General features: G+C 44.8%; 23 protein-coding genes. All 23 read left to right on the forward strand.

The annotated features are described in order from the left end of the window. Position 1 precedes the first annotated feature (1 nt). The 23 genes from MPF33_05100 (at position 2) to MPF33_05210 (ending at position 11,777) form a co-directional block, all read left to right on the forward strand. Complete coding sequence (locus MPF33_05100) at positions 2 to 247, forward strand: 50S ribosomal protein L23 (protein ID MCI2414615.1); 246 nt, start codon at positions 2 to 4, stop codon at positions 245 to 247. A gap of 12 nt (positions 248 to 259) precedes the next feature. Next, positions 260 to 979, forward strand: a complete 720-nt coding sequence (locus tag MPF33_05105; protein MCI2414616.1) for a 50S ribosomal protein L2 — start codon at positions 260 to 262, stop codon at positions 977 to 979. A gap of 32 nt (positions 980 to 1,011) precedes the next feature. Further along, a complete protein-coding gene (locus MPF33_05110; protein MCI2414617.1) occupies positions 1,012 to 1,434 on the forward strand; it encodes a 30S ribosomal protein S19 in 423 nt (140 codons plus the stop codon). Positions 1,435 to 1,437: 3 nt separating this feature from the next. Then, the gene (locus tag MPF33_05115; GenBank protein ID MCI2414618.1) at positions 1,438 to 1,908 is read left to right on the forward strand and encodes a 50S ribosomal protein L22; all 471 of its coding nucleotides are present in this window, start codon (positions 1,438 to 1,440) and stop codon (positions 1,906 to 1,908) included. Between the two features lie 6 nt (positions 1,909 to 1,914). Then, positions 1,915 to 2,613 carry a 30S ribosomal protein S3 gene (locus tag MPF33_05120; GenBank protein MCI2414619.1) on the forward strand — a complete coding sequence of 233 codons (699 nt, stop codon included), beginning with the start codon at positions 1,915 to 1,917 and terminating at the stop codon, positions 2,611 to 2,613. After that, entirely contained in the window at positions 2,594 to 2,830 is a 237-nt protein-coding gene (gene rpmC / locus MPF33_05125; GenBank protein ID MCI2414620.1) for a 50S ribosomal protein L29, read from the forward strand. The genes MPF33_05120 and rpmC overlap by 20 nt, the downstream gene beginning before the upstream one ends. After that, entirely contained in the window at positions 2,805 to 3,068 is a 264-nt protein-coding gene (locus tag MPF33_05130) for a ribonuclease P protein subunit (protein MCI2414621.1), read from the forward strand. Before rpmC ends, MPF33_05130 begins: the two co-directional genes overlap by 26 nt. Before the next feature lie 5 nt (positions 3,069 to 3,073). After that, on the forward strand, positions 3,074 to 3,409 hold the full coding sequence (locus tag MPF33_05135; protein MCI2414622.1) for a 30S ribosomal protein S17: 336 nt from the start codon (positions 3,074 to 3,076) through the stop codon (positions 3,407 to 3,409). Between the two features lie 2 nt (positions 3,410 to 3,411). Continuing rightward, positions 3,412 to 3,828: a 50S ribosomal protein L14 gene (locus MPF33_05140; protein MCI2414623.1), complete on the forward strand. Its 417-nt coding sequence runs from the start codon at positions 3,412 to 3,414 to the stop codon at positions 3,826 to 3,828. A 10-nt stretch (positions 3,829 to 3,838) separates the two neighbouring features. Further along, positions 3,839 to 4,216: a 50S ribosomal protein L24 gene (gene rplX / locus MPF33_05145; GenBank protein ID MCI2414624.1), complete on the forward strand. Its 378-nt coding sequence runs from the start codon at positions 3,839 to 3,841 to the stop codon at positions 4,214 to 4,216. A 2-nt stretch (positions 4,217 to 4,218) separates the two neighbouring features. Next, positions 4,219 to 4,944 carry a 30S ribosomal protein S4e gene (locus MPF33_05150; protein ID MCI2414625.1) on the forward strand — a complete coding sequence of 242 codons (726 nt, stop codon included), beginning with the start codon at positions 4,219 to 4,221 and terminating at the stop codon, positions 4,942 to 4,944. A 1-nt stretch (position 4,945) separates the two neighbouring features. Beyond that, entirely contained in the window at positions 4,946 to 5,476 is a 531-nt protein-coding gene (locus tag MPF33_05155; GenBank protein ID MCI2414626.1) for a 50S ribosomal protein L5, read from the forward strand. A gap of 13 nt (positions 5,477 to 5,489) precedes the next feature. After that, on the forward strand, positions 5,490 to 5,654 hold the full coding sequence (locus MPF33_05160) for a 30S ribosomal protein S14 (protein ID MCI2414627.1): 165 nt from the start codon (positions 5,490 to 5,492) through the stop codon (positions 5,652 to 5,654). A gap of 6 nt (positions 5,655 to 5,660) precedes the next feature. Next, positions 5,661 to 6,062 carry a 30S ribosomal protein S8 gene (locus MPF33_05165; protein MCI2414628.1) on the forward strand — a complete coding sequence of 134 codons (402 nt, stop codon included), beginning with the start codon at positions 5,661 to 5,663 and terminating at the stop codon, positions 6,060 to 6,062. A gap of 17 nt (positions 6,063 to 6,079) precedes the next feature. After that, the gene (locus MPF33_05170; GenBank protein ID MCI2414629.1) at positions 6,080 to 6,625 is read left to right on the forward strand and encodes a 50S ribosomal protein L6; all 546 of its coding nucleotides are present in this window, start codon (positions 6,080 to 6,082) and stop codon (positions 6,623 to 6,625) included. After that, complete coding sequence (locus MPF33_05175; GenBank protein ID MCI2414630.1) at positions 6,625 to 7,026, forward strand: 50S ribosomal protein L32e; 402 nt, start codon at positions 6,625 to 6,627, stop codon at positions 7,024 to 7,026. The genes MPF33_05170 and MPF33_05175 overlap by 1 nt, the downstream gene beginning before the upstream one ends. After that, positions 7,026 to 7,481, forward strand: coding sequence for a 50S ribosomal protein L19e (locus MPF33_05180; GenBank protein MCI2414631.1), 456 nt, complete (start codon positions 7,026 to 7,028; stop codon positions 7,479 to 7,481). The genes MPF33_05175 and MPF33_05180 overlap by 1 nt, the downstream gene beginning before the upstream one ends. Before the next feature lie 6 nt (positions 7,482 to 7,487). Further along, the gene (locus tag MPF33_05185) at positions 7,488 to 8,081 is read left to right on the forward strand and encodes a 50S ribosomal protein L18 (protein ID MCI2414632.1); all 594 of its coding nucleotides are present in this window, start codon (positions 7,488 to 7,490) and stop codon (positions 8,079 to 8,081) included. Beyond that, on the forward strand, positions 8,081 to 8,725 hold the full coding sequence (locus tag MPF33_05190) for a 30S ribosomal protein S5 (GenBank protein ID MCI2414633.1): 645 nt from the start codon (positions 8,081 to 8,083) through the stop codon (positions 8,723 to 8,725). The genes MPF33_05185 and MPF33_05190 overlap by 1 nt, the downstream gene beginning before the upstream one ends. Before the next feature lie 8 nt (positions 8,726 to 8,733). Next, positions 8,734 to 9,204 (forward strand): 50S ribosomal protein L30, encoded by a 471-nt coding sequence (locus tag MPF33_05195; protein ID MCI2414634.1) that lies wholly within the window; start codon positions 8,734 to 8,736, stop codon positions 9,202 to 9,204. Between the two features lies 1 nt (position 9,205). Next, positions 9,206 to 9,640: a 50S ribosomal protein L15 gene (locus tag MPF33_05200; GenBank protein MCI2414635.1), complete on the forward strand. Its 435-nt coding sequence runs from the start codon at positions 9,206 to 9,208 to the stop codon at positions 9,638 to 9,640. Between the two features lie 129 nt (positions 9,641 to 9,769). Then, on the forward strand, positions 9,770 to 11,170 hold the full coding sequence (secY, locus tag MPF33_05205; protein ID MCI2414636.1) for a preprotein translocase subunit SecY: 1,401 nt from the start codon (positions 9,770 to 9,772) through the stop codon (positions 11,168 to 11,170). Positions 11,171 to 11,189: 19 nt separating this feature from the next. Then, a complete protein-coding gene (locus MPF33_05210) occupies positions 11,190 to 11,777 on the forward strand; it encodes an adenylate kinase (GenBank protein ID MCI2414637.1) in 588 nt (195 codons plus the stop codon). The last annotated feature ends 231 nt before the right edge of the window (positions 11,778 to 12,008 follow it).

Below are 12,008 nucleotides of genomic sequence, written 5' to 3' on the forward strand. Positions count from 1 at the left end.
GATAATAATTCAACCTCTAGCCACCGAAAAAAGCACGAAGCTAATTGAGTCAACCAATACGATAGTCCTCATAGTGGACAAAAAAGCGACAAAGCCTCAAATTAAGTCGGAAGTTGAGAAGACATTTGGGGTAAAAGTGGAAAAGATAAACGTTGTAATTACGCCTACCGGTGAGAAGAAAGCATACATAAAGTTAAAGCCGGAGTTCAAGGCCACGGATGTGGCCCATAAACTAGGCATATTATGAAGGTGATTTGAGATGGGCAAAAAGTTAATGCAGCAGAGGGCAGGAAGAGGAAATATAAACTTTAGAAACCCCGGATGGTTAAGGATCGGTAAGGTAAGGTATCCAAGTAACTTGACTTCCCATCACATAGGGAAAGTCTTGGATATACTCCACAACCCCGGTATGTTGGCCCCAGTGGCTAAGATAAAGATGGACGACGGAACTACTTTCTACACCCAAGCAGTACAAGGCCTAGCAATAAATCAGAAGATAGAAATTGGTGCAGGCTCCCCGCCTGTTATGGGCAACATAGTGGAAGTCGGTTCACTGGCAGAGGGTACAATTATTTCCAACGTAGAGAAATATAGAGGGGATGGAGGGCGCTATGCCAGGTCTGCCGGTAGTTATGCAATAGTTATAGGAAAAAGTGGAGATAAAATGCTAATAAGACTCCCCTCAGGCAAAATAGAGGAGGTCATGCCTAACGCTCTAGCAACTATAGGGACAGTTGCAGGAGGAGGAGTTACGGACAAACCGTTGCTTAAGGCTGGAAACAACTACTGGAAATATAAAGTTAAGGCAAAGAAGTGGCCCACAGTTAGAGGAGTCGCAATGAATGTCGTTGATCACCCACATGGGGGAGGGCTCCACCAGAGCGTAAGCAGGTCCAGTACAGTGTCTAGGAACGCGCCTCCTGGTAGAAAAGTAGGTCACATAGCTGCTAGAAGGACCGGGAGAAGGGAGAGGAAGTGAAATTTATAAGGCAATTGGGGGATTGAGATTTAATGTCAGTTGAGATTCCTCCGGAATGGAAGAAGTTCACGTATAGGGGAAAGACTCTAGAGGAGCTTATGCAGATGCCAATGGACGAATTTGTTAAGCTGTTACCCTCTAGGCAGAGGAGGTCTTTGACCAGAGGGTTCACTAACGCTCAACGTAGATTATTGGAGAAGATAAGGAAAATGAGGAGGCAGGGGCTATTTGACAAGACTATAAAGACCCATGTGAGGGACATGGTGGTACTGCCAGAGATGGTCGGGTTCAAGTTTGGCGTTTACAACGGTAAGGAATTTGTAGAAGTCCAGATAGTTCCAGAGATGATAGGGCATTATCTGGGCGAGCTGTCTGTGACTACAAAGAAGGTAGAGCACGGTGAGCCTGGGCTCAAGGCCACTAGGTCGAGCCTCTTCCTAGCCATGAAGGGATGACCTATGGGATCCTGGAGATATCCTTTACTCAAAATCGACGATACCAAGCTAGGTAAAGCCGTGAGCAGGAACGTTCACGCGTCTATAAAGGATCTGTACAACGTCTGCAGGGCGGTGAGGGGAAAGAACCTGCAAGAGGCGAAGAAGTTCCTAGAGAACGTCATAAACATGAAGGAACCAGTTCCTTTCTGGAGGTACCAGTCAGGCGCCTCCCATAAGCCTGGTCTTGAGACCAAGTGGAAGATCAAAAGCGGAAGGTATCCAGTGAAGGCAGCCAAGTTTGTTCTTAAGGCACTTGAGAACGCTGAAGCCAATGCAGTAGCCAAAGGGCTCGATCCGGACAACCTTAAAGTAATTCATATTGCCGCACATAAGGGCATAACGCTAAAGAGGTTCATGCCTAGGGCGTTCGGAAGGGCTACTGCTAAGTACAAGAGAACTTCAAACATTGAAGTGATAGTGGGTGAGGTTTGAAGAACCATGGTGAACGTAAAGAAGTATTTCCTCCAAAAGTCCATGGTAAGAGTGATGGTAGACGAATACTTGGCAAAGCAGTTCTACAACGCAGAGTATGCGGGAACCGATATTATAAAGACCCCAATAGGAACCAGGGTCATAATATACGCCGGAAGGCCAGCCATGATAATAGGTAAGGGAGGAAGGACCATAAAGCAGTTAGCACTTGTTTTGGAGAAGTACTTTAACCTAGAAAATCCGCAGATAACTATAACTAATGTTGAAAACCCTGAGCTTAACGCGAGAGTAATGGCATTTAGGTTAGCCGTTGCTTTGGAGAAAGGTTACCACTTCAGGAGGGCAGCGTTTATCACGATAAGGAGAATTATGAATGCTGGCGCTTTAGGAGCTGAAGTGATAGTTAGCGGTAAGATAACTTCTGAAAGGGCTAAATACGAAAAGCTAAAGGAAGGCACAGTGTATAAGGCTGGAAATAGTCTAGAGCAAATAGTAGATCGCGCAATTGCTATTGCCTCGCTCAAGATGGGTATCTATGGGGTGGAGGTTGTCATAGCCAAGCCAATGAGGCCAGTAGATAAGATAACCTTCAGAGAGGCTCCAAAGGCCCCTGAGGGTGGAGTCACGATAACGAATGTCAGATTTATAGAGGAGTCCGGGAACGTTAAACAGGAGGGTGACCAGAATGCCTCACAAGCGCAATGAGTTCTTAAAGAACATCAGAAACCTTGATGTAGCTGAACTACAGAAGCGGCTCCAAGATATTGAGATGGACCTTGTCAAACTAAGGGCTGAGTCTAGGGTTGGGACAATCAAGGACACTGCTGCAATAAGAAATACAAGAAAAAATATAGCAAGAATTTTAACAGTTCTTTCGGAAAAAAGGAAGGCGTCAAATGCACAAAAATCTTCCCAAAAATAAAGCAGATTTTATAGGATTTTCGCTTAAGATTATAGGCAATTCGGATTCTAACTTGATAGGTCTCAAGGGCCAAGTTGTATTCGAAACAAAGAACACTTTCCTCGTTTACGTGGGTGGAAGAGTTAAGAGGATAATAAAGGCCAACGGTTTTTATGAGTTAGATTTTAAAAGATCTCATATTACTATTTGTGGTTACAAGTTGGTAGATAGACCAGCCAAGAGGGTAAGTAGAGGGTGAATCGGATGAGTCAAGTGAAAAGTGTAGGAATTCCTGGTGTTAATCCACCTTCAACTACATGTGACGATAAGAATTGCCCATATCATGGCTCCTTGAGAGTTAGGGGTGCGATTTTTGAAGGGGTGCTGTTGAAGCTTAGGGCAAATAAAACTGGCGTATTAGTGAGGGATTACGTAATATACAACTCCAAGTATAAGAGGTATGAAAGGAGAAAGAGCAAGATCCACGTACATGTCCCTCCTTGTGTGAACGTTAAAGAAGGGGATAAAGTTATTATTGGTGAATGCAGACCAATTGCGAAGTCCGTCGCGTTTGTGGTACTAGGCAAGGTAGGTGAGTAATCATGCCGGAAAAACTTCAAATGTTAGGTTCAAGAAAGGCGAGAACGCCAGGCATACAAAATTACACTAGGGTAGTAGTTTCTGACAACAGCGGAGGTAAAGAGGCAGTTGTAATAGGAGTTTACGGTTACAGAGGTGTGCTCAGGAGGGTGCCCTTTGCTAACGTTGGCGATTTAGTAATGGTTTCAGTGAGGAAGGGCACTCCTGAGGTAAGGAAGCAGAAGTTCAAGGCAGTTGTAATAAGGCAGAGGATGCCTTTTAGGAGGCCAGATGGCACATGGATAGCTTTTGAAGATAACGCAGTGGTAATAGTGAACCCTGACGGTACCCCTAAGGGTACAGAAGTTAGGGGACCCGTGGCTAGGGAAGCTGCAGAGAGGTGGCCTAAGGTAGCCAGCCTAGCTACTTTAGTCATCTAAGGTGAGAGAAATGGTCTCGTCTAAGCCCACAAAGCAAAGGAAGTTTATCTATAATACGCCTAATCACCTTAGAAAGCTAAAGCTTGTGGCACCTCTTTCCAAGGATCTGGCAAAAGAGGTAGGAGTAAAGAGGCTCCCAGTTAGGAAGGGCGATACTGTAAAGGTTATGAGAGGAGATCACGTGGGGTTTGAGGGGAAGGTTGCTGGAGTGGATACAAAATCTGGCAGGATAGCTATAGAAGGCCTTACCAGGAAAAAGGCAGATGGAACCCCAGTATACGTGTGGATACACGCCTCAAAGGTACAGATTACTAAGCTCGACTTGTCGGATCCCAAGAGAAAGGAAATGATAGAGAGGAAGTCAAAGGCAAAGGCTCAAGGTGAGTGAAAATGGTCCACGTAACTAGGTATTCGGCCCCTTGGTTCTTAAGGATAAGCAAGAAGGAGTACAAGTGGACTGTAAGGGTATCTCCAGGTCCACATAGTTTACAAGCCAGCATACCCCTTAGTCTATTCTTGAGGGATTACCTTAAAGTCGCCACTAACCTTAGGGAGGCTAAGAACATAATTTCGGCGGGGAAGATACTTGTTGACGGAAGGGTAAGAAGGGATTACAGATACCCTGTTGGGCTCATGGACGTAGTTTCAATACCGTCCGCCGACCTTTACTTCAGGATAGTGCCGGACAACGCCAGATACATGAGGTCTGTGCAGGTACAGAAAGAGGAGGCAGGCTTTAAGTTAGCTAGGGTTCTAGATAAGAGAATAGTGAAGGGCGGAAACATTCAGCTCAATTTGGACGGAGGGCGCAATATACAGCTGGCTAAGGACAAAGCCTCTGAGTACAAGTTCCCCACCCTTACTACGCTTAAGATAGCCATTCCGAATCAGGAAGTCCTAGGATATTACGAAGTTAAGGAGGGCAACTACGCCATCATAATCGGCGGTAAGAACGTGGGAAGGCATGGTACTATAGCGAAGATACAGAGGGCAACTTACAAGACGAGAAGGTATAGTATAGTTACTGTTCAGACAAAGGACGATAAGACGTACGAAACCAACTTGGAGAACATTATGGTTATAGGAAATGAGCAGCCCGAGATAAAGGTGGACTGAAATGGCAGAGCAGGTTCAAGTTACTAAAAATCCCATGCAAGGGGTCAAGTTAGCCAAGGTCACTGTAAACATTGGCTTAGGTGAGTCTGGCGAAAGGCTAGAGAAAGCTTACAAGCTATTAGAAGAGCTTACGGGAGCTAAACCTGTCTATACAAAGGCCAAAAAATCAATCAAGGAGTTCAACATAAGGAAGGGACAGCCGATAGGCGTAATGGTAACATTGAGGGGAGAGAGGTCCAAAGAGTTCTTAAAGAAAGTGCTATCTGCAGTTAATTTCAGGCTAAAGGCGTCGAGTTTCGATAACGTGGGTAACGTTAGCTTTGGCATAGCGGAGCACGTGATTATTCCGGGGACTAGGTACGATCCTGAGGTAGGGATATTCGGAATGGACATAGCGATAACCCTTGAGAAGCCGGGCTATAGGGTTCAGAGGAGGAAGAGGAAGAGGAGTAAGATAGGCCCAAAGCAGAGGGTTAGCAAAGAGGAAGCAATGAACTTTTTAAGGGAAACTTTCGGTGTTACCATTATATGAATTGGTGAGGAGAATGGGCAAGTACAAGCCACCGGCTGAGAGGAGGCATGGAAAAGGGGTTCAGGAGTGCAGGAGATGTGGGAGTAGGGATTCCGTGATCCAGAAATACGGTATTTACTTGTGCAGGCAGTGCTTTAGGGAAGTTGCATACCCCATGGGCTTTAAGAGGTTGAGGTGATAGTCCGTGACAAATCTAAACAGTTTAGCCAACGCGTTAGTCAGCATAAATAACAACGAAGTAAGGAGGAATAAGCAGGCTATCATAATGCCTGCATCAAAGCTGATAGTTAACGTTCTTAGAGTAATGCAAAAGGAGGGTTACGTGGGGGAGTTCGAATATATAGATGATGGAAGGTGGGGAAAGGTCACAGTTCAGTTGTTGGGCAGGATTAACAAATGCGGTCCTATAACTCCTAGGTTCTCCCTGACTTATAGGGACATGATAAACCTTCCGGATCACATTAGGAGATATCTGCCGTCAAAGGAAATAGGCATAATTATTGTCTCCACATCAAAGGGAGTAATGTCGCATAAGGAAGCGGCAAGGCAGAGGGTAGGAGGAATAGCCCTCGGTTACGTCTACTGAAAGGGGTGACATTTCACATGATGGAACCTCTAATTTACGAGGAGCTTAAGATCCCTAGCTCGGTTAAGGTTGAGGTGCAGGATGGCAAGGTAATAGTTAAGGGCCCAAAGGGGCAAGTAGAGAAGGACATATCCCACGCTAAAGGTATCATAGTATCGGTATTCGGAGATAAGGTAACTTTTGAGGCTACCTTTTCCACTAGGAGGCAAAAGGCCACGCTCTACAGCCTAAAGAGGGAGATAGAAAACATGTTCGTTGGTGTTACTAAAGGCTATAGGTACTACCTAAAGATAATATTCACCCACTTCCCTATTTCGGTTAAGGTAGTAGGCAACGAAGTTCAGATCACCAATCTGATTGGCGAGAAAAACATAAGGAAGGCAAGCATATTGCCTGGAGTTAAGGTTACGGTAAAAGGGGAGGATATAGTCGTTGAGGGATCGGATCTAGAGAAGGTGGCGCAAACAGCTGCTAACATAGAATCCGCGTCAAAAATAAAAGGTTTTGACAGAAGAGTCTTCTCCGACGGCATATACATTTACAAGAAGGAGGTAGTTGAATAATGGTCTCGACTGAACTGAAAAGGATACAGAGGCTTAGGGCTATTTACAAGTCTAGAAAACCGAAGTTTCTAAGATACGACTGGGACAAGTACTTTAGATTAGAAAGACAAGAGACGTGGAGAAGGCCAAGGGGAATAGACAACAAGACCAGGCTTCACTTAAAGGGATTCCCTAAGCTGGTATCCTCGGGCTACATAAAGCCAAAGGAGATAAGATATAGACATCCATCAGGATTAGAGGTAGTTTACGTTAGAAGTCTGAGTGACCTAGATAAAATACCCGCAGATAAGAGAAAAAGTGTAATAGCGATTTTAAGCGGTAGCATAGGGCTAAAGAAGAAAGCGGAAATTATAAAGAAGGCTTCTGAGTACGGCATAAGGGTAGCCAATGGTGGTGTATGATGCCGGATCTTTACTTACAAAGGAGATTAGCTGCGGACATTGCTAACGTTGGCCTAAATAACGTAAAGTTTTTGCCAGATTACTTAGACGAGGTAAGGGATGCCCTTACTAGGGAGGACGTAAGAAAGCTAATCGAGGAAGGAAAGATAATAATAGAGGAAAAGAGGGGGATCAGCGGATCTAGAACCAAGGTTAGGAGGAAGAACAGGAGAGTAAAGGGAGAGGGCAGAAGAACTGGAAGCAAAAAAGGCGGGAAAAACGCTCGTTCGAATAAAAGGGATACGTGGATTGCGAGGATTAGGAAGATGAGAGAGTACTTGAGGGAGTTAAGGGATAGTGGGACCATAGACAGCTCAACCTATAGGTTGTTCTATAGGAAAGCTAAGGGAGGAACGTTCAAGAGTCTGGCTGATTTAAGGAATGCCTTAAGGCAACAGGGCAAGATAAAGGGGTAGGTTCACATGGTGTCTGGACCAAATTATAAGGTTAAGTTTAGGAGAAGAAGGGAAGGTAAGACAAACTACTACAGAAGGTATGTCTATGTATTGAATAAGGCAACAAGGCTAGTGATAAGGATTACTAACAAGTACATAATAGCTCAGATAGTGAAGTTTGATCCAAAGGGAGATAAGACCGTTGTGATGGTCCACTCGATAGAGTTAGCTAAGAAGTTTGGGTGGAAGGGTGATACCAACAACACTTCAGCTGCCTATTTGACAGGCTACCTATTGGGACTAAGAGCTAGGAATGCTGGGATAGACTCAGCTGTGCTAGACATAGGACTTTTCACTCCGACGGTTGGCTCCAGGATATTCTACGCAGCCAAGGGCGCTGTAGATGCCGGTCTTAAGATTCCTCTAGGTGAGGATCTGAAGTTTGACGAAGCTCGCATAAAAGGGGCGCATGTAGCGGAATATGCGTCAAAACTGGAGACGGAAAATCCGGACAAGTTTAATAGGATATTCTCCGGATACCTAAAAAGAGGTCTAAATCCAAAAGATTTAGTAGCCCATTTCGAAGAGGTCTTAAATAAGATAAAATCTGGTGAGAAATAATGGCAGAGGAAGTTCCTGTAACTAACGTAGAGGAGTGGAAACCCAGGACTAAGATAGGGCAGCTTGTAAAGGAAGGCAAGATCACATCGATGAAGGAGCTTTTTGAGAAAAACCTGCCTATAGTCGAGCCCGAAATCGTTGACGTACTTTTACCCAATCTTAAGTACGAGGTCATTGATATTAGGGTAGTACAGAAGCAGACTGATGCAGGGGAGTTGTCTAGGTACAAGGTGTTAGTTGTTATGGGCAACTTCGACGGTTACGTAAGCATTGGGTTAGGAAAGGCTAAGCAGTTGAGGGTGGCAATACAGAAGGCTGTAAGAGATGCCAAGATGAATATTATCCCTGTTAGAAGGGGTTGTGGTAGTTGGGAGTGTACATGTGGAGAACCTCACAGTTTGCCCTTTACGGTAAGCGGTAGGGCGGGAAGTGTGGAAGTAGTGTTGAAGCCTGCTCCTAAGGGGACTGGTCTTGTCGTAGGGAGCGTTTTAAAGACGTTGCTATCTTACGCAGGACTGAAAGACGTTTGGTCTTTCAGCAATGGGGAGACTAGGACAAAGGAGAACTTCATTAAAGCTGGCTATAACGCCTTGTATAACACTTATAGGTTCGTTACTCCCGCAGACTGGGCTAGGAAGAGGTGAATGCAGTCATGCCTAGTCCAATCCTAGTTATAAGGATAAGGGGATCAGCTGGTGCTCCCTGGAATATAGAAGAGACTCTTATTATGCTAAGGCTAAGGAGGCCTTTCAACGGCATGATATATCCCAATACTCCCGCAGTAGTGGGTATGTTAAGGAAGGTTCAGTCCTATGTCACGTGGGGCGAGATAGATCAACAGACTTTAGAGCTAGTAATGGAGAGATTAAGGACTAGGAACGGCAAGAAGCTCAGTGACGACGTGGCCAAGAAAGTTTTGGGGATGAGCCTCGATGAACTAAAGAGAGGAATACTTGAAGGAAAAGTCTACGTGAACAAGTTAGATAATGTGTTAAGCCTTCCATTACGTTTCCACCCGCCCAGAGGGGGGTTTAAGGGCAAAGTTAACGCTCCCTTTGGAGCAGGTGGAGAATTCGGGTATAGGGGAAGTAAGATATTAGAACTCGTGAGGAGGATGGTGTAAAATGGTGGTAAGAAGGCAAAAGAAGACCAGGAAAATGAGAGGCCACAGGACTATGGGCTGGGGTGCAAAGACGCAGCACAGGGACAGAGGAAAGGAAGGAGGAAGGCAAGTGGGTATGCACAAGCACAAGTGGTCTTGGCTAGTAAAGTACGGCAAGGACTGGTACGGTAAGCATGGATTTGTAAATCCCACGTCAGCGGAGAAAACAGTTATAACGTTGAGGCAACTAAGCGAAATGATAACCAACGGTAAAATTCAAGTAGAGATGAAGGATGGAAAGATATACGTTGACTTGACTAAACTAGGGTACGAGAAATTGCTCGGAGGCGGGGGAGCAAGTATGCCCCTAGTTGTAAGGGTAGCAGAAGCCACTGAACTCGCTAAGAGTAAAATAGAGAAGGCAGGAGGCCAACTTGTCCTGGAACAAAAGGAGTGATTTTTGTTTTAATCACGGATAGTTTTGAAAAGGCCTTCTATTTTTATCTTACGTAAGCTTCTGCTATTAACGCGTTCTTTTGCGGGATAGAAAATATAAACCGGTTTTGCAAAGGATTGTTGAACATTTATGTCATTTATGGACTCTTTAGCGAAACTGGGGCAAGTACTGCCAGCAGTAACAAAGCCGTCTCAGAAACCTTCGCTAAACCAGAAGCTAATATGGTCTATTGTTGCAGTGGCCATCTACCTCGTTATGTCATCCGTGCCCCTTTATGGCCTTCAAGTGTCTAACTCGTCTTTTTTCAGCAATTTCCTTCTTGAACAAGTTATATTCGCATCTACTGCAGGGACATTAGCACAACTCGGCATAGGTCCCATCATTACCGCTGGTTTAATAATGCAGATCCTGGTAGGGTCCAAGCTCATTAACATGAACCTAAATGACGAGGAGGATAGGGCTAAGTTTACGGAAGCGCAAAAAGGCCTAGCGTTCATATTCATAATTATTGAGGCTTTTCTATTTGGCTTCGCACTGGCAGGAAATTCTGGCCTCTCGAGGTTAGATTTTGCCTCTATTATAGCAGGCCAACTAATAGTTGCAACGTTCTTCATACTGCTTTTGGACGAGATGATCCAGAAGGGATGGGGGCTCGGATCCGGAGTTAGCCTATTCATATTAGCTGGAGTCATGAAGATAATGTTCTGGTACATGTTCGGAATCGTCACGGTCTCTTCTCAAAACCTTCCAGTTGGTTTCTTCCCATCCCTTGTCTCTACCGTGGTTTCTCACAGTAATATCCTTGAGCTCGTAGTAAACACAACGAAGCCCTTCCAGCCCGATTTAGTGGGATTGGTCTCTACTGTAGGGCTTACAATACTTATAATATACTTGGAGTCCATAAACATAAACATTCCAGTAACTTCTCAAAAGCTCAGGGGAATAAGGAGGACCATTCCCCTAAATTTCCTATATGTAAGTAGCATTCCAGTTATATTCGTAAGCGTGTTAGGTGCAGACATCGAGCTTTTCTCCACCTTGGCCTCGTACGTTTCTCCAGGCGTGCAGAGGGTGCTAAATGCCATAGATTCTGCGTTTGTGTTCCCTCCGCCTAATACGACCATCCCGCATAGCGTTTACGCTCTTGTCGAGGATCCGGTAGGTGCGATAGTGTACGCTCTGGTGTTTCTAGTGTTAGGGATAATATTTGGGCTAGTGTGGGTGGAGGTTGCCGGCTTAGACCCGGCTACCCAAGCTAGGTCCCTAGTCGATGCTGGGATAGAGATTCCAGGAATGAGGAGCAATCCAAGAGTTATAGAGGGCATACTCGCAAGGTACATATACCCGCTGGCCTTCTTCAGCTCAGTGATAGTTAGCCTCATCGCGGTAGTAGCCACATTCTTAGGAGTATACGGGACGGGTGTGGGACTTATACTTGCAGTGTCTATAGCCATGCAGTACTACAGCCTGCTAGCCTACGAGAGGTCGATAGAGATGTATCCTTTATTAAAGAGAATTATCGGTGAATAATAGTGGTGGGTGAATGGAAATGAAAATGGGCATCGTAACTGGAATCCCTGGAGTGGGGAAGACTACTGTACTATCTACTGTGGCAGAAATACTTCAAGAGAAGAAGGTCCCGTTCAAGGTTATGAATTTTGGCGACTACATGTTAAGGACCGCAGTGGAGAAAAAATACGTAAATAACAGGGACGAAATAAGGAAGTTATCCCTGGAAAAGCAGAGGGAATTACAGCAGGAAGCTGCTAGGCAGATAGTTAAGGACGCGGAGGCCCTAGGGGAAAATGGGCTTAGTTTTATAGACACTCACGCAGTGATTAGAACCTCATCAGGTTATTTGCCCGGATTACCTAAGCACATTATTGAAATACTATCTCCCTTGGTTATATTTCTGATAGAGAGCAACCCAAACGAGATTTTGAGAAGACAGCAAAAGGACTCGTCTAGGCAGAGGGCAGACTACAGTAGCGTGGATGTAATAAATGAAGTAATGGACTTCGCAAGATATGCTGCTATGGCTTCTGCTGTACTAGTAGGGGCTTCAGTCAAAATCGTGAATAACGTTGAAGGGGATCCAAAGGTAGCTGCGAACGAAATTATTAAGACATTGATGTGAGATGGGGTACCAAATCTTAGGTATCATTTTGTTATCTTTTTTGTCAAATTTTATAATATATATCATATATAGGAGTTTTATACAACGCAAACTATCGGACGCTATAAGGATGCTTGAATATTACAACTCGAGGCTGGAGAGGGTGGTCTCTCCCAAGAGAAAGGAAAAAGTGTATAAAAAGGTTTCATCGGAAATTAAGACCTACAACTCTAGGTTGTATAAGTATTCTTT

This window comes from Candidatus Aramenus sp. CH1, from assembly GCA_022678445.1.
Classification (GTDB): domain Archaea; phylum Thermoproteota; class Thermoprotei_A; order Sulfolobales; family Sulfolobaceae; genus Aramenus.